Raw genomic sequence first — 22589 nt, forward strand, 5'->3', positions numbered from 1 at the left:
AGGGGAGACAGACGCAGAGGGGGGGGGATCGAGTAGCGGGACGGCGGGGGCGAAGCAGAGCCGCGGGGATCGCCGGCAGGGACGGGTAGGGTACGGGGGAGCGCCGGCAAGAGGAGCGGGGCAACGGGGCGGGAGAAGGAGCGGGCGGGGGCGGGCGGGCAGCCGTCCGCCGCGAGCTAGGGCGACATGGAGCGCGGGCAGGCGGCGAACGAGGAGACGGCGCGATCGCCGCCCGCCGCCGCCGCGCCCGCGCGGCTATGTCTGGGCCGATGGCTACTGGGATTGGCGCAGGGGCGGTTACGTGTGGGTGCCGGGGCACTGGATCGTGGCGCGCCGCGGCCGCCGCTGGGCCGGCGGGCACTGGCAGCAGCAGGGGCCGTCGTGGGTGTTCGTGCCCGGCGGCTGGCGTTGAGATCGGCGCGCGGTGCGCCGGCGAAACCGGTGCGCCGCGCGCAACACACTATATATATAGTGAGTGTGGAACCGGCGCCGGTTTCGCATGTCGAAGCGGCCCCGCGCCGCCGCCCATGTCGAACGCCGCCTCGCCATCCCCGCTTCCATCGATTTCCGCTAACGATATGCGGGCACACGGGCACAACCGACGTTGCGGCCCGTATCGATCCCGGCGCAACCGCCCCGATCGACGCCTCAACATCCACATCGCCGCTTCCACGCGCATCGCTGCCGCCATGCCTGCCCGCGTCATTTGCTAATCGGAATTCCTCCGTTCGTCGCCACGCGGCCTTTGCCTAGCATCGGCCTTCGCGACTGCGGCGCGCCCGCGCCTCGCGCGCCGCAGCGCCCGCCAACCGTGGAGAATCCCTTGAGCACCCTCGACCTCGATCCGTCGCTCTCGACGCCGATCCGTTCCGCCAGCGACGTGTCGCGCCTCATCAACACCAGCGCCAGCCGCACCAGCCATGCGCGCGTGATCGTGCTGCTCGCGCTCGGCGGCGTGTTTCTCGACGCCTACGACCTGACCACGCTGTCCTACGGGATCCAGGACGTGGTGCGCGAATTCGGCCTGACGCCCGCGCTGACGGGCCTCGTCACCTCGTCGATCATGATCGGCACGATCCTCGGCAGCCTGGTCGGCGGCTGGTTCACCGACCGCATCGGCCGCTATCGCGTGTTCATGGCCGACATGCTGTTCTTCGTGGTGGCCGCGATCGCGGCCGGCCTCGCGCCGAACGTGTGGGTGCTGATCGCGGCGCGCTTCGTGATGGGCCTCGGCGTGGGCATCGACCTGCCGGTGGCGATGGCCTTCCTGTCCGAATTCTCGAAATTCCAGGGGCGCGGCAACAAGGCGTCGCGGCTCGCCGCCTGGTGCCCGATGTGGTACGCGGCGTCGTCCGTGTGCTTTCTGATCGTGTTCGGGCTGTATTTCGCGCTGCCGGCCGAGCATGCCGGCTGGCTCTGGCGCGCCTCGTTGATCTTCGGCGCGGTGCCGGCGCTCGTGATCATCGCGGTGCGGCACCGCTTCATGAACGAATCGCCGCTGTGGGCCGCGAACCAGGGCAAGCTCGACGACGCGGCGCGGATCCTGCGCGAATCCTATGGCATCCGCGCGCACAAGGCCGACGATGCGGCCGCGCCGGCCGAGCCGCCGCGTGTCAGTTTCCTGGTGCTGTTCCGGCGGCCGTATCTGGCGCGCACGCTGGTGGCCAGCGCGATGAACCTCTGCATTCCGTTCGAATACACGGCGATCGCGTTCTTCCTGCCGTCGATCCTGTCGCAATTCCTCGGCGCGGGCGTGTTCGAGACGATTTCGGCATCGCTCGCGCTGAACCTGCTGTTCGCGCTGACGGGCGGCCTGCTCGGCATGCGCCTCGCCTACCGCCGGCCGTCGCGGCAGGTGGCGATCGCGGGCTTCGCGATCCAGTTCGTGTCGCTGGTGGCGCTCGCGCTGCTCGGCCATCCGCAGACGGCGCTCGGCATCGGCCTCGCGCTGGCGATGCTCGGCGCCTGGCTGTTCGCGGAAGGCTTCGGGCCGGGCGCGCAGATGATGATCTACCCGGCGCTGTCGTACCCCACCGCGATCCGCGGCACCGGCATCGGCTTCGGCCGCGCGCTGGCCGGCGCGGGCAGCGCGCTCGCGCTGTTCGTGCTGCCGATCCTGAAGGCGCACTACGACACCGGCATGTTCTGGATCGTGTCGCTGTCGGCGCTGCTGCCGATCGGTTTCCTGCTCGCCGTGCGCTTCGAGCCGACCCGGCACGACATCGACGACGAGAACGCCGCGCACGCATCGAACTGAAGCGCCGCGTGCGTTCGCGTTCGAGACGCCTCGATCCGTTACGAGGCGTCCGGCGCGCCAGCCGAGGCTGCGCCGCGCGCCGCCGCGACCAAACCGTCGAGCCAGTCCTGATGCCCATTCAGCATCGGGTTGGGCCGCGCCTTCGCCAGTTCCTCGGCGGGCCGGCCCTTCTGCGTTTCCTGGGTCAGAATCCGAACCCGGCCGCCGGCCAGATCCTCGACCAGCCACGCGTGATGGACATCGAGCCGCGCCACCTCGCCCACCTCGCCGGCCCAGCCGTGCCACGCCACCCGGCCCGGCGCGCCCGCCGCCGGCGCGACGCATTCGGTCACCTCGGCCTCCACCGGGAACCCGAACGTCCGGAACCGGAAGCGCACACCCGCTTCGAGCGCCGGCCCCTTGCCGCCGTCGAAGCCGATCTCGGCGGAATTCGCGTAATAGCCGGGCCAGCGCGTCGCCTCGACCAGCCAGGGCCAGACGTCGGCGGCGCTCAGGCCCGCCACGATCGTTTCGTTGGAGACAAAATTTTCGGTGGTGCCCGGCAGATAGCCTGCGGGCCAGATGATTGCGTTCATGGTGTTCGTTCAGTTCGGAATCGGTGCCGACAACGGCGCGGGCCACTGCCCCGCCGCCCTGCCACCCGAATCTTGACCGCCCGGCTAAAATCATTCCAATCGATTGTCATGATTTTTGATATTCAGTGGATTGATAACACCATGCACGACCTGAACCTGCTGAAGGCGCTCGACGCCCTGCTCGACGAGCGCAACGTCACGCGCGCGGCGCAGCGGCTGTCGCTGACGCAGCCGGCCGTCAGCGCGATGCTGACGCGCCTGCGCGAAAGCTTCGACGATCCGCTGTTCGTGCGCACCCAGCGCGGCATCGCCCCGACTGAGCGCGCGCTCGAATTGCAGGGGCCGCTCAAGCAGGTGCTGGCCGACATCGAGGCGATGCTGCGCCCGCCATCGTTCGATCCCGCCTCGGCCGAGATGACCGTGACGATCGCCGCGACCGACTACGCGCTGCAAGCCGTGATCGTGCCGCTGCTGCCGGCGTTGCGCGAGCGGGCGCCCGGCATCCGGGTGGCCGTGCTGCCCGCGCGGCAGGAGCAACTGGCCGCGCGCATGCAGCGCGGCGACATCGATCTGGCGATCGTCACGCCCGATATGACGCCGCCGGAGTTGCATGCGCGGCGGCTTTACGAGGAGCGTTACGTCTGCATGATGCGGGCCGGCCACCCCGCCGCAGCCGGCGGCGCGCTGACGCTCGACGCGTTCTGCGCGCTCGATCACGCGCTCGTGTCGTACGCGGGCGGCAGCCTCAGCGGCGTGACCGACACGGCGCTGGCGGCGCTGGGCCGCAGCCGGCGCGTGACGGTATCGGTGACGAGCTTCCTCGTGCTGCCCGACATTCTCGGCGCGAGCGATCTGATCGCGGTGGTGCCGGCGCGGCTGGCCGCGCATGCGAAGGGCTTCGCCGTGCAACCGCCGCCGCTCGCGATTCCGGGTTTCACCAAGACGCTCGCGTGGCACGAGCGCACGCATCGCGCGCCGGGGCACCAGTGGCTGCGAGGCGTGATTGCGGGCGCGGTGGGCGCTGGCGACATCGCGGCCGCCGGCGCGCCGTGAAATCGATCGTGACATGATGCCCAGCGCGGCACGCGCCAAGCTTGCGCCGCCGCTTCACTTCCTGACCGAGGATCGTCCCTTCATGAATTCAGCCAACACCGCCCCGTCGTGGACCGCCGCACCGCTCGTCTGGGGCGCCGGCCCGCGCATCTTCGAAGTGTTTCTCGAGCCGACCTGCCCGTTCTCCGTGCGGGCGTTCGGCAAGCTCGACGCGTTGCTGCAGGCGGCCGGCGAAGATCGCATCACGATCAAGATCCGCCTGCAATCGCAGCCGTGGCACCTGTATTCCGGCGTGATCGTGCGCTGCATCCTCGCCGCATCGACGCTGCCGAACGGGCGCGAAGCCGCGAAGGCGGTGCTCGCCGCGGTGGCCGCGCATCGCGATGAATTCGAATTCACGCATCACGCCGGCGGCCCGAACCTCGACGCCACGCCGAACGACATCATCGCGCGCATCGAACGCTACAGCGGCATCGCCCTGCGCGACGCGTTCGCGCTCCCCGATCTCGATCGCGAAATCAAATGGCATGCGAAATATGCACGCCAGAACGGCATCCATGTCTCGCCGACGTTCATGGTGGACGGCCTGATCGAGCCGAAGCTCGGCAGCGGGGACGACGTGTCGGCGTGGGTCGAACGCCTGAGCTGATCGCGCCCGCGAGGCCGCGCCGGGTTTCCGGCGCGCGGCCATCGTTCGCATTACCGATTGTTTCTTGCGAACGGAAAGTTTTGTCGGCGGATTGCATCGCCGCTGCAAGCCGCAGCGGCAGCCAGCCGTCGTTACATTGAAAGGCGCGGCCGTGCCGGGTTTCGAGGCGCTCGCGCCATCCCGCGCCAATGCTCGCTCGCGCGCCGCCGCCGAGCCGCGCACGCGGCCCATCGATTCTTTCATGGCATGCGGCCCGTCGGGCCACGCGCCTCACACCCCGTGCCGCTTGCCGCCCGCTTGAAAGACGCGGTAACCAGCGCACCGCCGCCGCTTGCTATCGTCATCCGATTTCCGGCCCTCGCACCCGGCGCGAGGCAGCCGCTCATCCAGCACAGGCGGACGATGGAACACGCGGACATGCTTGCGCTCGCAACGGCGCATCACACGGCGGGCCGCTTCGGCGATGCGCGCGCGCTGTACGAACGCGCGCTTGCCGCCGCGCCCGGCGATGCGGATCTGATGCTGCGTCTCGGCCTGCTCGACATGCAGTGCGGCGCGCACGACCCCGCGCTCGGCTGGCTCGACCGCGCGCTGAGGCTGGCGCCGGGCCGCGCCCGCTATCACCTCGCGCGCGGCCATGTGTTATCGGCCGCGCAACGGCACGCCGACGCGATCGGCGCCTACCGGCAGGCGCTGGCGATCGAGATCGATTCGCCCGACGCGCTGTTCGCGCTCGCCGCCGCGCTGCAGGCGACGGCCGACCACCCCGCCGCCATCGATGCATACACAGCCGTGTTGGCGCTCGATCCGAGCCGGGCCGATGCGCTCGTCCAGCTCGGCGCCTGCCATGCACAGCAGGGCGATCCGGACGCGGCGCAAGCGGCCTATCGCCGGGCGCTGGCGCTGAACCCGGCCGACGCCGATGCCCTGACCAACCTCGGTGCGCTACTGCTCGCGGCGGGCCGCGCCGGCGACGCGTTGGGGTGGCTCGCGACGGCCGTGCAAGCCGCACCGCACTCGGTCGGCGCGCTGACGAACCTCGGCGTGGCGCAACACCAGCATGGCGATTTCGCGGCAAGCGCCGCCTCGCTGACGCGCGCGCTCGAACTCGACCCGGCCGCGCCGGAAGCGTCGTACAACCTGGGCAACGCGCTGCATGCGCTCGGCCGGCGGCAGGACGCGCTGGCCTGCTACCTGCGCGCGATCGAACTGACGCCCGCGCATGCGGACGCCTACAACAACCTCGGCATCGTCTGCCGCGAGCTCGGGCACGCACAGGAAGCGGCGCAGGCGTTCGACGCGGCCATCGCCGTGCGCCCCCGCTTCACGGCCGCCCTCAACAACCTGGCCGCCGTGCTGCGCACGCTCGGCGCGATGGACGAGGCCGAAGCGCGCCTGCGCGATGCGCTCGCCGCCGAGCCGCGGCACGCCGTGACGCTCAACAATCTCGGCAACGTGCTGAAGGATCAGGGGCGCCTCGACGAAGGCATCGCGTGCTACCGGCGCGCGCTCGAAGCGGATCCCGGCAACGTGGTGGCGCACAGCAATCTGGCCTACGCGCTGTGTTTTCAGGCGGCCAGCCCGGATTCGCCACTGGAAGAGGCGCGCCGCTGGTCCGCCCGGCACGAAGTGCCGCTGCGCGCCGAACGGCAGCCGCATGCGAACGACGCCACGCCGTCGCGCCGGCTGCGCATCGGCTACGTGTCGTCCGATTTCCGTCACCACTGCCAGGCGCTGTTCATGCGGCCGCTGCTGTCCCATCACGATCGCACACGTTTCGAGATCGTCTGTTATTCGAGCGTGGTGCGCCCCGATGCGATGACGCAGCAACTCGCGGCGCACGCCGATCTCTGGCGCGACGTGAGCCTGCTCGGCGACGCCGCGCTCGCGCAACGGATTCGCGACGACCGGATCGACCTCCTGATCGACCTCGGCATGCACATGGCCGACGGCCGCCCGCTGCTGTTCGCGCGCAAGCCCGCGCCGGTGCAGATCGCGTGGCTGGCCTACCCGGGCACGACCGGCATCGAGGCGATCGATTACCGGCTGACCGACCCGTGGCTCGACCCGGCGGGATCGGACGCTGCGTACACCGAACGATCGCTGCGCCTGCCCGACACGTTCTGGTGCTACGACCCGCTGGACGGCACGCCGGACGTCAGCGCACTACCGGCGCTGACCCATGGCCACCTCACCTTCGGATGCCTGAACAACCCGTGCAAGCTGAGCGACGCCACGCTGCGGCTCTGGGGCGGCGTGATGCGCGAGCTCGATACGGCGCGGCTGATCCTGCTCGCGCCGGAAGGATCGGCGCGCACGCACCTGCTCGCGCGTCTCGAACGGCACGGCATCGCGCCCGGGCGCGTGACGTTCGCGCCGTACCAGCCGCGCAACCGCTATCTGGAAACGTATCACCACATCGACATCGGCCTCGACACGATCCCGTACAACGGCCACACGACCAGCCTCGACGCGTACTGGATGGGCGTGCCGGTCGTCACGCGCGTCGCCGATACGGTGGTGGGCCGCGCCGGCTTGAGCCAGTCGGAGAACCTGGGGCTGCGCGAGATCGCCGCCGACAGCGACGCGCGCTTCGTCGAGATCGCGGTGGCGCTGGCGCGCGACCTGCCGCGCCTCGCGCAATGGCGCGCCGGGCTGCGCGCGCGCCTCGCGGCCTCGCCGCTGATGGACGGCGCACGCTTCGCGGCGCGGATCGAAGCCGCCTATCGCGAAGCATGGCGCCGCTGGTGCGATCAGGCCACCGGCGTCAGCAAGGCCTCGCCGCTCGCATAGGCGGCCAGGTTGGCGAGGAACAGCGCGGCCATCGCCTCGCGCGTTTCGTGCGTGCCGCTCGCCGTGTGCGGCGCGAGCACCACGTTGTCGAGCGCAAGCAGTTCGGCGGGCACCGCCGGTTCGTGCTCGAACACGTCGAGCGCCGCGCCCGCGATGCGCCGGTTGACCAGCGCATCGACGAGCGCCGCCTGATCGACCACGCTGCCGCGCGCCACGTTCACGAGCTGGCCGTTCGGGCCGAGCGCGTCCAGCACGCCGGCGTCGACCACATGGCGCGTCTGCGCGCCGCCCGGCAGCGCCAGGATCAGCACGTCGGCCGCCGCGGCCAGTTCGCGCAGCGACGGGTAGTAGTCGTACGCAAGATCGGCCTTGCGGTTCGGGCCGTGATAGGCCACGCGCATGCCGCAGGCGGCCACGCGCTTGGCGATCTCGCGGCCGATGCCGCCCATTCCCACGATCCCGCACAGCTTGCCGCCGAGCTTGGTGCCGAGCGGCAGGCGCGCGTTCGCCCACTTGCCGTCGCGCACGAAGCGATCGCCTTCCACCACGCGCCGCGACAGCCCGAGCAGCAGCCCCAGCGCGAAATCGGCCACGCATTCGTTGAGCACGCCGGGCGTGTTGGTGACGGCCACGCCGCGTGCGCGCGCCGCGTCGAGATCGATCGGATCGGTGCCCACGCCGAAGCTCACGATCAGCTTCAGGTTCGGCAGCGCGCCGATCAGTTCGGCGTTCGCGCCATAGGCGCCGCTGGTGGCGATCACCTCGAATTCGCCGGCCCGTTCGGCGAGAAACGCCGCGCGATCGGGCGCGGCCCACAAGCGGGCGACGTCATGATGTTCGGCCAGCGCGTCCATCACGCGATCCGACAACGCGCCCACGGCCAGCACCTTCAGGCGGCGCACATGACGATCTTGTTCCATTTCGGTGTTCCCTTTGGTTAGGTTGCCGGACAACGCACGGCAGTGACGGTGGTGGCGACATTGTCCAACGTCGCCGCGCATCGTGCACGCCCATGCCGCGCCTCGCGCGGAACCGTCAGGGAAACGACAGGAAGGGTTCAGGTTCGCGAACGCGGCGGCACATGCCGGGTCACGGCGAAGCCGAGCGGCGAGGCGGGCAACTCGGCCAGCGCGCGAGGCGCGGCGGCGCAAGCGACATTCGCGGCACGGCACAGCCGCGACAACGCCGCGCGCAAGGCGCGGCACAACGGTCGGATCATCGGGGCGCTCCACAGCGCGTCGCCAGGCGGACGCGCAAGCGGGCATTGTCGCGAAGCCGTGCACGCGCCGACAGCGACAGGGCCGCCTACATGTACAGGCCCGCGCGGCGATACAGCCGCGGCGGCTACGTATCCAGCGCGTTCTGCAGGAATCCGAACAGGCGGTCGACGTTGCTGTGCGCGACGTTGAAGCGCGTCCACGCGGTACGCTCGCGCCCCGAGAAGAACAGGTGGCCCGGCGCCAGCAGGATCCGGCTCTTGAGCGCCTGCTCGGCCAGCGCCGCCGAATCGCAGGCCACGCCCGACGGCCGCGCCCACACGAACATGCCCGCGCCCGGCTCGCAGAACACCTCGAAGCCGATCCCCTCGAGCCGCCGGCACACGCGCTCCTGCGCCTTCGCGAGCCGGTCCTTCAACTGTTCGGTCTGCTTGCGGTAATGGCCCTCGGCCAGCACCGCGCTGACCAGCCCCTCGGTCACGGTCGGCGTGGACATGCCCGATACGAGCTTCTGATACAGCAACCCCTCCACCACGTCCTTGTCGGCCACCACGAAGCCCACGCGCAGCCCGGCGCCGATCGTCTTCGAGAAGCTGCCGACGTAGATCACGTTCTTCAACTGATCCATCGACGCCAGCGTGAAGTGCGCGCCGCGCACCAGATCGGCCGACACGTCGTCCTCGACGATCAGGCAGTCGTGCCGCTCGGCCGCCTTCAGCACCTGGTAGGCAGCCGACGAACTGTAGCTCGCGCCGGTCGGATTGTGCAGGCGGCTGTTCGTGACGTAGAGCCGGGGCCGGCGGGTTTGCAGCGCCGCCTCGAGCGCGGCCAGATCGGGGCCGGTGGGCGTCATCGGAATGCCGACCGTCTCGACGTCGCGCATGCGCAGCGACACGAGCAGATCGCTGTAGCACGGCGCGTCCACCAGCACCGTGTCGCCGGGCTGCGTGAAGCGCCGCACCACCAGGTCGAGCGCCTGATTCGCGCCGAGCGTGGTCATCACGCCCGACGGATCGGTGTCGATCTCGTACTCGCCCAACTGCCGGCGGATCTGCTCGCGCAACCGGCCGTAGCCGCGCGCGTCGCCGTAGCCGAGCAGGCTTTCGGGCTGCGCGGAAAGCTGCCGCAGCGCGCGTGCGATGCCTTCGCCGTCGAGCCAGGTTTCGGGCAGCCAGCCCGCGCCGGCGTGGATCGCGCCCTGCGTCGCCTCCAGCACGTTGCGCACCAGCCAGCCGTTGGTGACCTTCTCGTCGAGTTTTTCCGCGCTGTGCTGCGGCAGGCCGAGGCGGCGGTCCGACACGTAGAAGCCCGAACCGCGCCGCGCCAGCAGCACGCCCTGCGCGACCAGCCGGTCGTAGGCCTCCACCACCGTGAAGGTCGACACGCCATGCGCGTTGGCGAACGCGCGGATGCTCGGCACGCGCTCGCCGGCGCGCCAGCGCTTGTCGTCGACGGCCTGGATGATGCCGGCCACGATCTGCATCGTGAGCGAGACGTCGGTATCGGGATCGAGAGTCAGAACGGGTGTCATGCGGGCGGGCCGGAGGCGAAAAACGACGGGTCGGAAGCCGTGCAGGCGTACAGGGTTCGGCACCTGCACAGCGATTCGGCGTGTCCGACAAGTGTACATGTATCTGTACAGGGTGTTTGCCTACATTCGAACCATGCGCCGCCGGCCGTTCCGGCGGTGCGGTTCTCTCACAGGCACCCGCATGAAGAAGATACGCAACTCGGACGTTCTCCTCTCGCACGGCGACACGCGCTCGCGCCAGATCGTGCTCGACATCGCCGACCGCACGCTGCAACGCCTCGACAGCTACCAGCGGATCCGCGACCTGATGCGGCTCGACGGCGACACGCTGCACATCGGCACCCGCTCGTGGGACTTGTCGAAGAAGCGCCACATCTACCTGATCGGCGCGGGCAAGGCCTGCAACCACATGGCGATGGCCGTCGATCACGTGCTCGGCGAGCGGCTCACGCGCGGCATCGCGATCGTCAAGATCCATGAGGAGACCGATCGATTCATCCGCACCGAGGTGTTCGTGGGCGGCCACCCGCTGCCGAACGAGGAAGGCCATCGCGCCTCGCGGCAGATCATCGAGCTGGTCGATCAGGCCGGGCCGGACGACCTGTTCATCGCCGTGATCAGCGGCGGCAGCTCGGCGCTGATGTCCTGCCCGATCGACGGCATCTCGCTGCAGGACGAGATCGACACGACCGACGTGCTGCTGAAATCCGGCGCCGGCATCTACGAGATCAACGCCGTGCGCCGCCATATCTCGGCGCTGAACGGCGGCATGCTGGCCAAGCGGATTCAGGCGGTGGGCGCGGAGCTGATCGGCTTCGGCATCAGCGACGCGGTGGGCTCGCCCGCCACCGGCGACATCGCGGTGCCGTACGCGGCCTACAAGAGCACGCCGATCGGCCCCGACCTGACCACGCTCGACGACGCGCGCGCCACCATCGTCAACCGCGACGTGGCCGACCGCCTGCCGCGCAGCGTGGTGGATTACCTGATGCACGCCGGGCCGGAAGGCGAAACGCCGAAGGCGTTCCCCGACAACACCTACTTCCTGCTCAACACGCTGCCCGATTCGTGCATCTACGCCAAGGAAATTTGCGAGGAGATGGGCATTCCGGCGCTGATCGTGTCGTCGTTCCTCGAAGGCGAAAGCCGCGACGCCGGCGCGTTCTTCGCGTCGATCGCGCGCGAGATCCAGGCCTACGGCAACCCGATCAAGCCGCCGTGCGTGTTGCTGAGCTCGGGCGAAGTCACCACGCACATCGCCGACAACAGCGTGATTCGCGGCCACGGCGGCCCCGGCCAGGAAATGACGGTGGGCTTCGCGATTGCCGCGGCCAAGACGCGCGGCGCGTGCCTGCTGTCGATCGACAGCGAAGGCACCGACGGCACCGCCAAGGTGGCCGGCGGCATCACCGATTCGTCGAGCCTGAAGGCCGCCGAAAGCCGCGGCATCAGCCTCTACCAGACGCTGCGCGAACACAGCGCGTTCGAGGCGCTCGACGCGATCGGCTCGGCCATCTTCACGGGCAACACGGGCACCAACCTGTGCGACCTCAACATTCTTTATGTCCCGGACCCCAAGGAGTACGAATAACATGGAAGACCGCATCGTTTCCGTGCAGGCGCAACAGATCATCGACTGCAAGTGCCGCCCGGCGGTGGAAGTCGAGATCCGCACCGCGTCCGGCGCCATCGGCCGCGGCGCCGCGCCCACCGGCACCTCGGTCGGCATGCACGAATCGTTCGTGCTGCGCGACGGCGACCCGTCCACCTACGGCGGCCTCAGCGTGCATCGCGCCGTGGACAACGCGATCAACGTGATCGGCCCGGCCCTGATCGGCATGGACGTGTTCGACCAGCGCGCCATCGACGAAAAGATGATCGCGCTCGACGGCACGCCCGACAAGCACAAGCTCGGCGGCAACACGATCTACTCGGTGTCGATCGCCGCGTTCCGCGCCGCCGCCGATTCGCGCCGGATTCCGCTGTACCGTTACATCGCCGGCCGCGACATCCGCACCGTGCCGGTGCCCTGCTTCAACGTGATCAACGGCGGCCGCTACGAGAACCTCGTTCAGGCCTTCAACGAATTCCTGATCGTGCCGTACGGCACCGACAACATCGATCACGCGATCGAAATGGCGGTGGCCGTGTTCCAGCAGCTCGGCAGCGTGCTGACCCGGCATCTGGGCCACAAGCCGCAGGTGGCCAGCTCGTACGGCTACGCCGCGCCGTCGGACGATCCCGAAGTGATCCTCACGCTGATGCAGGAGGCGATCGACGCCTGCGGCTTCACCGGCCGCGTCGCATTCGCGCTCGACTGCGCGTCGAGCGAAATGTACGACAAGGACACGCAGCGCTATCTGCTCAAGGGCCGGCACGTCACGTCCGACGAACTGATCGCTTACGCGAAAACGCTCACCGAGAAGTTCAACCTCGTGTTCATCGAGGATCTGCTCGACGAGAACGACTGGGTGGGCTACAGCAAGGCCGTCTGGGAGCTGAAGCGCACCATCGTGCTCGGCGACGACCTGACCGTCACGCATCTCGACCTGCTCAAGAAGGCGCACGACACGCGCGCCGTGGACGGCTTCGTGCTGAAGCCGAACCAGGTCGGCACGATCACCGAGGCGATGGATGCCTACCGCTTCGCGCGCGAACACGGCCTGCTCGCCGTGCCGTCGGGCCGCTCGGGCGGCATGGTGGACGACGTGGTGATGGATTTCTCGGTCGGCCTCGAAGTGCCGTTCCAGAAGAACGGCGCGCCGCGCTCGGGCGAGCGCATCGAAAAGCTGAACTTCCTGATGCGCGCCTCGGCCCGCAGCCCCGGCTGCCGGCTCCACGACATCGCCCCGCTGCTGCGCTTCTGAAGCGCGCCGCCTTTCTCCGACCATCGCATCGACAACAGGACAACCCCATGTATCCCAAGATCGACTTTCTGTACCTCTCCGAACCGGACATGATCGAAGCCGGCGTGCTGGACGCCGCGCGCTGCGTCACCGTCTGCGAGGAAACCTTCGCACTGCTCGGCCGCGGCGACTACCTGATGGGCGGCGCCAACCACAACAGTCACGGCATGAACATCGTGTTCCCGAAGGAAACGACGTTCCCGAACATGCCGGTGGCCGGCCCGGATCGCCGCTTCGCCGCGATGCCCGGCTACCTGGGCGGGCGCTTCGACGTGTGCGGCAACAAGTGGTACGGCTCGAACCATGCGAACGCGGGCAAGGGCCTGCCGCGCTCGATCCTGACCATGATGCTGAACGACAAGGACACCGGCGCGCCGCTCGCGCTGATGTCGGCCAACCTGCTCAGCGCGGCGCGCACCGGCGCGGTGCCGGGCGTGGCGGCCAAGTACCTGGTCAACAAGGATGCGAAGACGGTATCGGTGATCGGCTGCGGCCCGATCAACAAGGCCTGCTTCGCGGCGATCATGACGCAGCTCGGCCAGATCGAGCGCGTGGTCTGCTTCGACGTGTTCCTCGACAAGGCCAACGAATTCGCGGCCTGGGTGGAAGCCGAATACAAGGGCGTCGCGGCGATCGGCGTGGACGAAGCCGAGGCCGGCTTCCGCGGCGCCGACGTGATCACGGTGGCCGCCTCGCGCCTGAAACCGCTGCACTTCAAGGACGAGTGGATCAAGGAAGGCGCGACGATCCTCGTGTCCGGCCCGTTCAACACCGACGAATCGTTCCTGACCGGTGCGAAGATCGTCTACGACCACACGCCGCTGCAGGAAGCCTACGTGGAAGACGCGGTGGCCTCGGGCAACAAGGATGCGTACTACGCCGGCGTGATCGGCGGCCCGTTCTTCCGGCTGATCGATGCCGGCAAGCTGCCGGCGCTGACCGAATCGACGGGGCTGGGCGACGTGGTGAACGGCACCAAGCCGGGCCGCGAAAGCGCGAAGGAACGCGTGATCTTCATCGCCTGCGGGATGGCCGTGTTCGACATCAGTTGGGGCTACGAAACGTACCGTTATGCGCTGGAGCACGGCATCGGGCAATCGCTGAACCTGTGGGACAAGCCGAACCAGGGCTGAGCCAGGCGGTATCCCGGCCTGAACCGGGCGGCGCTCGACCCGCTGCCGCGCTTCAGGCCGGGCTGCACCCTTTTGTTTCGGAGGCCTGATCGGCGGGGGCGGGCTCGCGCACCGCGAACTGGCTGCGATCCTTGCCCCGGATCCACAACGGCACGTTGCCGCGCCCGCACCACTCCTTCCCGCTCGCCGGATCGCGATACCGCACCGGCAGCGGATTCACGGCGTAGGTGCCGCGCCCGCCGTTGCGGCCGATCAGGTCGCGATGCTTGATCGCATAGGTTTCCATCAACGCATGAACCGCCTCGATCGCATCGGTACGCTCGCGCGCCCGGATACGATCGATTTTCTCGTCCAGTTCGGCCAGCTCGGCTACGAGCTGCGGATAGGTTTTTCTGGTCTTTTTCGCGTTCATCTTCGGCTTTCCCGCCTCGCATCCACACGAGGATTGCAATTCACACTTTCATATATCAAGTGATATTTGAAAGCGAAACGCAATAATAGTCAGTTGATATTTAAATATCAACTGATATTCTTCGTGCCATGAAAACGGCGCCCCAACCCCCACGGCTCAGCCGCGAAGAAAGCCGATTGCGGACTCGCGCGCATTTGCTCGCCGCGGGGAAGCGGCTGTTCGTCGAACGCGGGTTCGGCGCGACGTCGCTGCGGGACATCGCGGCCGAGGCCGGTTATACGCAAGGGGCGTTCTACTCGAACTTCGCCAGCAAGGAGGCGCTGTTCCTGGAACTGATGCGCGAGCGCTCGACCGCGCAGGTCGGGAACATCGCCGCGGCGCTGAGCGACCCGTCGGCATCCGGGGAGGACATCCTGAATGCGCTCGACGCGTGGTCGAAAACGCTCGACGCGGAGCCCGAGTGGTCGGTGCTGGGTGTGGAATTCAAGCTTCACGGCGGACGCAACGCCGATTTCGCCACAAGCTCGCAGGCGGTGCTCGACGCGCATCGCGACGGCCTGGCCTATTGCATCGCGCAGATTTTCTCGAGGCTGGGGAAGGTGCCGCCGGAGCCGCCGCTGGTGCTGGCCATCTCGTTCATGGGCCTGTCGCAGGGGCTGGCCCTGCAGCGCTCGGTGCTGTCCGAGGTGCCGATCGGGCACATGATCATGGTGTTCCTGCGCAGCTTGCTGGCGGCGGCGCCGCCGGTGCGCTGAGCGGCGTCAAGCGCCGGCCGGCGTGTTCCGATCCGCCAGCGCGGCAACCTGCCGAAGCACGAATTCGAATGCGTCCGCCAGCGCCGGCACGACGCGCACGCCGGGCGGCACGGCCGCGAACGCCTCGCTCGGCCCGACGCACACGAGCGGCTTGCGAAACCGGGCCGCCAGCCGGATTTCGTCGAGCGTGCCCTGCGAACCGGGCAGCGCCACCACCACATCGCTCGTCAGCACGTTCACATAGTTGCGGTTCAGCGTGCCATCGGGCGTACCCGGCACCTTGCGCGGCAGCGGCGTCAGCACCGGCAGATCGACATACGGATTCGGATAGCCGTCGAGCGGCGCGAACCCCTGCTCGGCATGCGGCTCGCTCGGCACGATCCCGATGGAGCGCCCCCGCCGGTTCGGCGCGAGCGAGAACGCCCGCGCGGTGGACAGCATCACGCCGCGCCCCGCGCCGGTCAGCAGGTCGAAGCCCTGTTCGGCGATCCATCGCCCCAGCGGCTCGGCCAGTTCGGGCCACGCCTCTTTCCCCGATCCCATCACACCGACTATCGGCACGCGCGTCTCCCCTTTCGATTAGTCGTGCAGTTTAATCGATGGACGCACGCGGCATGGTGCGGGCGGCGGCAACGCGCCATGAAAAAAAGGCGCGCCGAAGCGCGCCCTGCCGGCCACCTGGCGCTCGGCCTCAGGCCGCCTTGCGCACCAGGTCGCGCAGCTCGGCCGGAAACAGCATGTCGCGCGCGATCGAATCGTCGCGCCGCAGCAAGTCGGCCGCCGCCGGCACGCCGAAGAAATCCAGGAACAGCGGCGATTGCAGGATCAGCATGTCGAAGCCCGGCAACACCGCCTTGCCCTGCTTGATCGCGGCCTGCAGCAGCGGCGTGGGCTGATTCTTCATCAGGATGTCGCACACCTGCGCCCCCGCGTCGATCCGCTCGGCCGGCACCGGCAGCGGATCGGCGGCCTTCAGCCCGAGCGGCGACGCGTTGATCACCAGCTCGTACCCGGCCGGATCGTTGCTGTCCTGCACCGTCACCGCCACGCCGTACTGCCGGCTCAGCGATGCCGCCAGGTCCCGCGCCTTCGCCGTGTCGGGATCGTACAGGCCGATGCGCGGCACGCCGCCCTCGACGAGCGCCGCGGCGATCGCGCTGGCCGCGCCGCCCGCGCCCACCAGGAACGTCGATTTGCCCTGATACGGCATGGCGTAGCGATCCATCGACTTGACGAAGCCCAGCCCGTCGAACAGCTCGCCCTCGAGTTCGCCGTTGGCGTTGCGGCGGATCGCATTGACCGCGTTGGCCACCGTCGCGCCCTTCGACTTGCGCTCGACAATGCCGGCCGCGATCGACTTGTGCGGAATCGACAGCACCATGCCGCGTGTGGTGTCCGAACGGAACAGCGCGCGCACCGTCGCCTCGAGATGCTCGGGCGCCACCTGCAACGGCACCATCACCGCGTCGATCTCGCACAGCGGGAAAATCTGGTTGAAAATCTCCGGCGTGCGAACCTGTTCGATCGGGTCCGCCACCATGAAGAACACGCCTGTCTTGCCCGTAATCATCCATCCTCCTGAATTTCGTCGTCCTGAATATTGGGACGTGTTTCGCTCGAGTCGAGGCGGGCCGCGCCCAGCGGCCCGCCTGCCCCGCGCGTTACTTCGGGAACCCTTCGCCCCAGGTGTCGCTGAGCATGAAGCCCGCGGCCAGCGGATCGTCGGGATCCACGCCGATCTGCTCGACGCTGTAGATCCAGGCGCGCCCGGTGATGCGCGGCAGCACGGCTTCCTTGCCGCCGAGTTCCGTGCGGCCCAGCAGCTCGACGCCGAACTCGCTGCCGATGGTGGAGCGCGACGTGAGCTTGCCGCCTACCTCCACCTTGCCGCGCGCGGCCAGCGTGGCCAGATTCGCCGAGCTGCCGGTGCCGCACGGCGAGCGGTCGATACGGCCCGGCGGCAGCGTCGTGCAGGTCTGGTATTCGGTATCGCTCAGGCGGTTGCGGAACATCACGTAGGCGAGCTGATTGATTTCCGGATACAGCGGGTGCTGGATGCGGATCTGCTCGTTGATGACCTCGCGCAGCTTCACGCCGAGATCGGCCAGCCGCCGTGCGTTCTCGGGCGCGATCGTCAGGCCCACCTGGTCGACGTCGACCAGCGCGTAGTACACGCCGCCGAACGCCACGTCCACGCGGATCGTGCCGAATTCAGCGGTGTCGATCGGCAGATCGAGGTGCTCGACGAAGGCCGGCACCATGTCGAGCGAGACGCCGACGCAGCGGCCGTCGTAACAGGTGGCGCGCGCGGTCACCAGCCCGGCCGGCGTGTCGAGCACGACCGTGGTGAGCGGTTCCTGCATCGGCACGATGCCCATTTCGAGCAGCGCCGTGACCACGCAGATCGAATTGCTGCCCGACATCGGATGCGCCTTGTCGGATTGCAGCACGATGAAGCCGGCGTGCGCCTCGGGGCGCGTGGGCGGCAACAGCAGGTTGACCGACATCTGCAGGCAGCCGCGCGGCTCCAGCACGACGAGCTTGCGCAGGCTGTCGTCCACCTCGTTGATGTGGTTCATCTTGTCGAGCATGGTTTCGCCGGGGATGTTCACGACGCCGCCCGTGATCACCTTGCCGATTTCGCCCTCGCAATGCACGCCGACCAGTTGCAATGTCTTTTTCCAGCGCATGACTCACTCTCTTTGAATTGCGCGCCTCGCGGCGCTCGATGGTTCGGGGCGCGCCGGGCGCGCCCATCCAGTTCTACAGCCGCTCGTGCCTCAGAAGCGGTAGGCGCTGAACGGCGCCAGGTTCGTTTGCGGCGTGACGCCGCGCGCCAGTTCGGCGATCAGGCGGCCGGTGGTGGCGCCGAGCGTCAGGCCGAGCTGGCCGTGGCCGATCGCCATCAGCACGTTCGGCAGCCGGCGCGAGCGGTCGATGATCGGCTTCGTATCGGGCAGGAACGGCCGGTAGCCCACGCCGAATTCGTGACGCTCGGTGCGCAGTTGCGGCAGCACGCGGCGCGCCTTGTCGAGGATGATCTGCGCGCGCCGGAAATTCGGCTCGGCGCCGCGCGCGGCGAATTCGATCGTGCCGCCGATCTGCAGGCCGCGGCGCATCGGCGTGAAGCAGAAGCCGCCGTCGCCGTAGATGACGGAATGACGAAACTCGACATCCGATTCCGGCAGCAGCACCTGGTAGCCGGCCACGCCTTCGAGCGGCACGTCGATGCCCAGCTGCGGGAAGAACTGCCGCGCGCCCGCGCCGGCCGCCACCACCAGTTGCGCGGCGGCGATCCGCTCGCCGTTAGCCAGCGTCACGCCGGTGGCGCGCCCCGCGTCTTCCTCGATGCGCTTGACGGCGCCGCGGATGCGGCGCCCGCCCTGCTGCACGAAGCTCTCCGTCAGCGCCGCGATGAAGCGCTCGGTATCGCTGACGAACCGCCATTGCGGCAGCAGGATGCCGTGCGAGAAGCGCCCGGCCAGCACCGGCTCGAGATCGCCGATCTCGGCCGCGTTCAGCACCTGCGACTGGAAGCCGAGCGATTCGCGCAGCACGTTGTGCGGCCGTTCGTGCTCGATGCCGGCCGGGCTGTCGAATACCTGCATGACGGGGCGCTGCACGAGCAGCGCGTCGTCGTCGCAGGCGGCCAGCAGCGTGGCGTAATCGGCGAACACCTGCTGCGTGAGCGTGGCCATCGCCTGCGCGATGTCGTGCACGCGCGAATGCCGCGCGCAGGCCATGAAGCGCAGCAGCCACGGCACGATGCCGGGCAGCGCGCTCGGGCGCAGCGCGAGCGGGCCGGTCTGGTCGAGCAGCCAGCCCGGCACCTTCATCAGCAGGCCCGGTTTGGACAACGGAATGATCTCGCCCACCGAGATCTGGCCGCAACTCCATTTGGCCGTGCTGTCGCCCGGTGCGGCCGGGTCGATCAGCGTGACGTCGAAGCCGCTGCGCTGCAGGTACAGCGCGCAGCAGGTGCCGACGATGCCGCCGCCGACGACAACGGCGGGCTCGCGCGTCGCGGCTGCCGCCGCCGGTTCGGAAATGCGCTCGTGAGGTACGGAGTTCATCGTGAGGAAAGTTCGGTCTGCAAGGGAATCGGGGCGCGGCGCGCCGGGTTCAATAGGCGAAGCGCCGCAGGAAACGGCTTTCGATCAGGCCCACCGCGCGCGTCAACGGGAAGGCCACCACGAAATAGATGATGCCCACCGTGGTCAGGAATTCCAGCGGCCGCGCCGTGGCGTTCGAGATGCTCTGCCCCACGTACATCAGGTCCGCCACGCCCACCGACGAAATCAGCGCGCTCTCCTTGAACAGGCTGATGACGTTCGACAGCAGCGGCGGAATCGCGCGCAGCAGCGCCTGCGGGAAGATCACATGAACGATCTTGACCTGATGCGTGAGGCTCAGCGCGATGCAGGCGTCGTGCTGCTCCGACGAGATGGACTTCAGCGCGCCGCGGAACGTCTCGCTGGTGATCGCCGCCATGTAGGCCGTCAGCGAAATCACCACCGACAGATACGGCGGAATCGGCAACCGGAACACCACCGGGAAGCAGAAGAACACCCAGAACAACTGGATCAGCAGCGGCGTGCCGCGAAAGAACTCCACGTACAGCGTGGTCAGCACCTTGATCGCGCGCGACGGCGCGAGGCGCAACAGGCTCAGGCCGAAACCGAGCAGGCTGCCGAGCAGCGCGCAGCCGCCGGTGAACGCCACGGTCAGGCCGAGCCCCTTGAGCAGCACGAGCCAGTAAGCCGGCACCACGGAAAAGTCGATACTCATGATGCGCTCCTCAACGCTGCATGGCCGCGTCCTGCCGGCGCTCGATGATATGAACCAGCCGCGAGATCGGCAGCGACAGGGCGAAGTAGATCAGCGCCACCAGCGAGTAGGTCTCGAGCGGACGATAGGCTTCCACCGCCAGGCTCTTGCCCACGTACATCAGATCCGCCACCGCCACGATCGCCACCAGCGCGCTCTGCTGCAGCGTGCCGATGCCGTTGGTCATCAGCACCGGCAGCGCGCTGCGCAGCGCCTGCGGCAGCACCACGTACAGCGTGCGCTGCCACGGCTTGAGGCCGAGCGCGATGCACGCGTCGAGATGCTCCTTCGGCACCGCCTGCACGCCGGCCCGGTAGGCCTCGGCGTTGAACGCCGTCAGGTTCAGGCCGAGCGCCAGCACGCCCATCGTGATCGGATCGATGAACACGTCGACCATCATCGGGATGCAGTAGAAGAACCAGAGAATCTGCAACAGCGCCGGCGTGCAGCGGAAGAACTCGATGAACAACTGCGCGGGCACCCGCACGATCGCCCACCGGCTCATCACCACGAGGCACAGCAGGAAGCCCAGCACCAGCCCCATCGCGTTGGCGGCCAGCGCCAGCTCGACCGTCACGCGCAGGCCGCCGAGCAGCGCGCCCGCGCTGCCGTGCAGAAAACTGAAATCGAATTGATAGCCCATCTCGCGATCCTCAGTCCAGGTGCAGCACCTTGGTCAGGAATTCGCGCGTGCGCGATTCCTTCGGGTTCTTGAACATCTCGGCCGGCGCGCCCTGCTCGACCACCTTGCCGCTCGCGCAGAACACCACGCGGGTGGCGATGTCGCGCGCGAAGTGCATGTCGTGCGTGACGATGATCATCGCCATCTTCTGCTCGGCCAGTTGCAGCATGACGTTCTGCACCTCGACCACCATTTCCGGATCGAGCGCCGAGGTCACTTCGTCGAACAGCATCAGCTTCGGCTCGAGCATCAGCGCGCGGGCGATCGCCACGCGCTGCTTCTGGCCGCCCGAGAGCTGGCTCGGATAGGCGTTCAGCTTGCTTTCGAGGCCGAGCCGCGCGAGGTAGCGGCGCGCGCGCTCGGTGGCCTCGGCCTTCGAGAGGCCGCCCACCTTGACCGGCGCGAGGATCAGATTGCTCAGCACCGACAGGTGCGGAAACAGCGTGTAGTGCTGGAACACCATGCCGATCTGCTTCTGCAGCTTCGCGTCGATCCGTTTCGAGGCGCGCGCCTCGTTGCCCTTGATATAGGGCTTGCCCTGAAACGCGATCTCGCCGCTCTGGATGCCCTCCAGCCCCATCATCACGCGCAGCAGCGAGCTCTTGCCGCTGCCGCTCGGGCCGATCACGACGAGCCGGTCGTCGGCGCGCATGTCGAGATTCATGCGATCCATCACGACGAGATGCTCGCCGTAGGATTTGGTGACGTCGCGCAGCTGCACGAAATCCGCCGCCGGCTGGGGCTCGCTCGCACCTGGCTGGGCCGGTTCCGCCGCGCGCGGCGACTGTGTCAGAGATACCAACATGAGATACATCCTCCCGCTAAGCGCAACGCTGGCGCCTGTGACTGTGCTCAACAACCGGAAACCGGCGCGGCAAGCCGCCGCCGTTCAGAACCCATCCCGGGCGCGGCGGCCGCCAAGCCGCCCTTGCCCGGACGCGTTTACTTCGTGGCCGCCAGCGTTTCCTTGATGGCGGCGTCCACCCGGCCGTTGACCGTGCCGGACTTGATCTGCTGCGCGATGAACTGGTTCAGCACCGCCACGTCGGCGGCCGGGGTGTCCTTGCGCACGCCGAACGCGATGCCCTGCTGCGCCAGCGGCGGGTTCGACTTGTAGATTTCGGCCCAGTCGCCGTGCGAGCGCGCGAGCATCAGGTTGCTCATGTTGTCGTCGGCCAGCACGTCGGCGCGCTTGGACATCAGCGCGAGGCGCGTTTCGTCGAAGCCCGGCAGGCGCATGATGGTGGCCTGCTTGATCGTGCCGGTCACCACGCGGTCGGCCGCCGAGCCCGACATCACCGCCACCTGCACGCCCGGCTTGTCGATCGCGGCGAGCGATGCGACCGGCTTGGCCAGCTTCGGGTTGTGCTTGTTGTAGGCGAACGTGACGCTGTAATCCACCACCGGCTGCGAGAACGAGATCGCCTTCTCGCGCTCCGGCGTGTCGTTCAGCGACACCGAGATGTCCCACTTGTCCGATTGCAGGCCCGCGACGATGTTGTCCCAGGTGGTGTCGACGAACTGCACCTTGACCTTCAGCACCTTCTCGCCGAAATCCTTGCAGAGGCCCGGAAACACGCCGCCGTAGGCGCCGCTCATCGGATCCTTCATGGTGTACGGGGCCGACAGCGCCACGCCGCAGCGCAGCACGCCGGCCTTGCGCACGGCCTGCCAGTTCGACGCGTCCTGCGCCTGCACCGGCGCGGCGGCCATCGCGGCGCCGAAGGTCGCCGCGCATACCATGGCGCGGCCGAGAATGTGAGTCATCCGAAACATGTTCAACCTCTTTGATCTGGGGT

At 68.4% G+C, this 22589-nt stretch carries 20 protein-coding genes and 1 pseudogene; 9 read left to right on the top strand and 12 right to left on the bottom strand.

Translation table 11 applies throughout. From position 1 onward, the window contains the following. Positions 1 to 217 precede the first annotated feature (217 nt). Both G3N92_RS09350 and G3N92_RS09355 read left to right on the top strand, forming a co-directional pair. A pseudogene (locus G3N92_RS09350) lies at positions 218 to 412 on the top strand (YXWGXW repeat-containing protein); the annotation flags it as partial. Between the two features lie 411 nt (positions 413 to 823). Further along, complete coding sequence (locus tag G3N92_RS09355) at positions 824 to 2257, top strand: MFS transporter (protein WP_206127179.1); 1434 nt, start codon at positions 824 to 826, stop codon at positions 2255 to 2257. A 38-nt stretch (positions 2258 to 2295) separates the two neighbouring features. On the opposite strand, the gene G3N92_RS09360 is transcribed toward G3N92_RS09355, so the two are convergent. Then, a complete protein-coding gene (locus G3N92_RS09360; protein WP_206127180.1) occupies positions 2296 to 2832 on the bottom strand; it encodes an SRPBCC domain-containing protein in 537 nt (178 codons plus the stop codon). Between the two features lie 141 nt (positions 2833 to 2973). On the opposite strand from G3N92_RS09360, the gene G3N92_RS09365 reads away from it, so the two are divergent. The 3 genes from G3N92_RS09365 to G3N92_RS09375 all read left to right on the top strand — a co-directional run bounded on the left by G3N92_RS09365 (position 2974) and on the right by G3N92_RS09375 (position 7327). Further along, entirely contained in the window at positions 2974 to 3885 is a 912-nt protein-coding gene (locus G3N92_RS09365) for a LysR family transcriptional regulator (protein ID WP_206127181.1), read from the top strand. An 82-nt stretch (positions 3886 to 3967) separates the two neighbouring features. Then, a complete protein-coding gene (locus G3N92_RS09370; RefSeq protein ID WP_206127182.1) occupies positions 3968 to 4534 on the top strand; it encodes a thioredoxin in 567 nt (188 codons plus the stop codon). 417 nt (positions 4535 to 4951) lie between these two features. After that, the gene (locus tag G3N92_RS09375; RefSeq protein ID WP_241014681.1) at positions 4952 to 7327 is read left to right on the top strand and encodes a glycosyltransferase family 41 protein; all 2376 of its coding nucleotides are present in this window, start codon (positions 4952 to 4954) and stop codon (positions 7325 to 7327) included. On the opposite strand, the gene G3N92_RS09380 is transcribed toward G3N92_RS09375, so the two are convergent. Both G3N92_RS09380 and G3N92_RS09385 read right to left on the bottom strand, forming a co-directional pair. Beyond that, complete coding sequence (locus G3N92_RS09380; RefSeq protein WP_206127184.1) at positions 7288 to 8247, bottom strand: 2-hydroxyacid dehydrogenase; 960 nt, start codon at positions 8245 to 8247, stop codon at positions 7288 to 7290. The genes G3N92_RS09375 and G3N92_RS09380 overlap by 40 nt on opposite strands. A 424-nt stretch (positions 8248 to 8671) precedes the next feature. Next, complete coding sequence (locus G3N92_RS09385; protein WP_206127185.1) at positions 8672 to 10075, bottom strand: PLP-dependent aminotransferase family protein; 1404 nt, start codon at positions 10073 to 10075, stop codon at positions 8672 to 8674. 181 nt (positions 10076 to 10256) lie between these two features. On the opposite strand from G3N92_RS09385, the gene G3N92_RS09390 reads away from it, so the two are divergent. From G3N92_RS09390 to G3N92_RS09400, 3 genes are read left to right on the top strand one after another with little or no spacing between them, the layout of a single operon-like run. Further along, positions 10257 to 11666 (top strand): DUF4147 domain-containing protein, encoded by a 1410-nt coding sequence (locus G3N92_RS09390; RefSeq protein WP_206127186.1) that lies wholly within the window; start codon positions 10257 to 10259, stop codon positions 11664 to 11666. A 1-nt stretch (position 11667) separates the two neighbouring features. Beyond that, entirely contained in the window at positions 11668 to 12942 is a 1275-nt protein-coding gene (locus G3N92_RS09395) for an enolase (protein WP_206127187.1), read from the top strand. Positions 12943 to 12989: 47 nt separating this feature from the next. Beyond that, positions 12990 to 14114 carry a tyramine oxidase subunit B gene (locus G3N92_RS09400; protein WP_206127188.1) on the top strand — a complete coding sequence of 375 codons (1125 nt, stop codon included), beginning with the start codon at positions 12990 to 12992 and terminating at the stop codon, positions 14112 to 14114. Positions 14115 to 14166: 52 nt separating this feature from the next. Here the strand turns inward: G3N92_RS09400 and G3N92_RS09405 are convergent, their stop codons facing one another. Beyond that, a complete protein-coding gene (locus G3N92_RS09405) occupies positions 14167 to 14526 on the bottom strand; it encodes an H-NS histone family protein (protein ID WP_206127189.1) in 360 nt (119 codons plus the stop codon). 194 nt (positions 14527 to 14720) lie between these two features. Between G3N92_RS09405 and G3N92_RS09410 the strand changes: the two genes are divergently transcribed. Continuing rightward, positions 14721 to 15281 carry a TetR/AcrR family transcriptional regulator gene (locus G3N92_RS09410; RefSeq protein WP_241014682.1) on the top strand — a complete coding sequence of 187 codons (561 nt, stop codon included), beginning with the start codon at positions 14721 to 14723 and terminating at the stop codon, positions 15279 to 15281. A 6-nt stretch (positions 15282 to 15287) separates the two neighbouring features. Here G3N92_RS09410 and G3N92_RS09415 read toward each other — a convergent pair whose 3' ends face one another. From G3N92_RS09415 to G3N92_RS09450, 8 genes are all read right to left on the bottom strand, one after another. Beyond that, the gene (locus tag G3N92_RS09415; RefSeq protein WP_206127191.1) at positions 15288 to 15842 is read right to left on the bottom strand and encodes a DNA-binding protein; all 555 of its coding nucleotides are present in this window, start codon (positions 15840 to 15842) and stop codon (positions 15288 to 15290) included. Positions 15843 to 15972: 130 nt separating this feature from the next. Beyond that, a complete protein-coding gene (locus G3N92_RS09420) occupies positions 15973 to 16851 on the bottom strand; it encodes a shikimate dehydrogenase (RefSeq protein ID WP_206127192.1) in 879 nt (292 codons plus the stop codon). 91 nt (positions 16852 to 16942) lie between these two features. Continuing rightward, the gene (locus G3N92_RS09425) at positions 16943 to 17971 is read right to left on the bottom strand and encodes a proline racemase family protein (RefSeq protein WP_206127193.1); all 1029 of its coding nucleotides are present in this window, start codon (positions 17969 to 17971) and stop codon (positions 16943 to 16945) included. Between the two features lie 90 nt (positions 17972 to 18061). Further along, positions 18062 to 19354 (bottom strand): FAD-dependent oxidoreductase, encoded by a 1293-nt coding sequence (locus tag G3N92_RS09430; protein WP_206127194.1) that lies wholly within the window; start codon positions 19352 to 19354, stop codon positions 18062 to 18064. A 49-nt stretch (positions 19355 to 19403) separates the two neighbouring features. Next, a complete protein-coding gene (locus G3N92_RS09435) occupies positions 19404 to 20069 on the bottom strand; it encodes an amino acid ABC transporter permease (protein WP_206127195.1) in 666 nt (221 codons plus the stop codon). A 10-nt stretch (positions 20070 to 20079) separates the two neighbouring features. Beyond that, positions 20080 to 20751, bottom strand: coding sequence for an amino acid ABC transporter permease (locus G3N92_RS09440; RefSeq protein ID WP_206127196.1), 672 nt, complete (start codon positions 20749 to 20751; stop codon positions 20080 to 20082). Positions 20752 to 20761: 10 nt separating this feature from the next. Beyond that, entirely contained in the window at positions 20762 to 21595 is an 834-nt protein-coding gene (locus G3N92_RS09445) for an amino acid ABC transporter ATP-binding protein (protein WP_206127197.1), read from the bottom strand. Positions 21596 to 21732: 137 nt separating this feature from the next. Beyond that, complete coding sequence (locus G3N92_RS09450; protein WP_241014684.1) at positions 21733 to 22557, bottom strand: transporter substrate-binding domain-containing protein; 825 nt, start codon at positions 22555 to 22557, stop codon at positions 21733 to 21735. Between the last annotated feature and the right edge of the window lie 32 nt (positions 22558 to 22589).

The organism is Burkholderia sp. Ac-20379 (assembly GCF_017104645.1).
GTDB lineage: Bacteria > Pseudomonadota > Gammaproteobacteria > Burkholderiales > Burkholderiaceae > Burkholderia.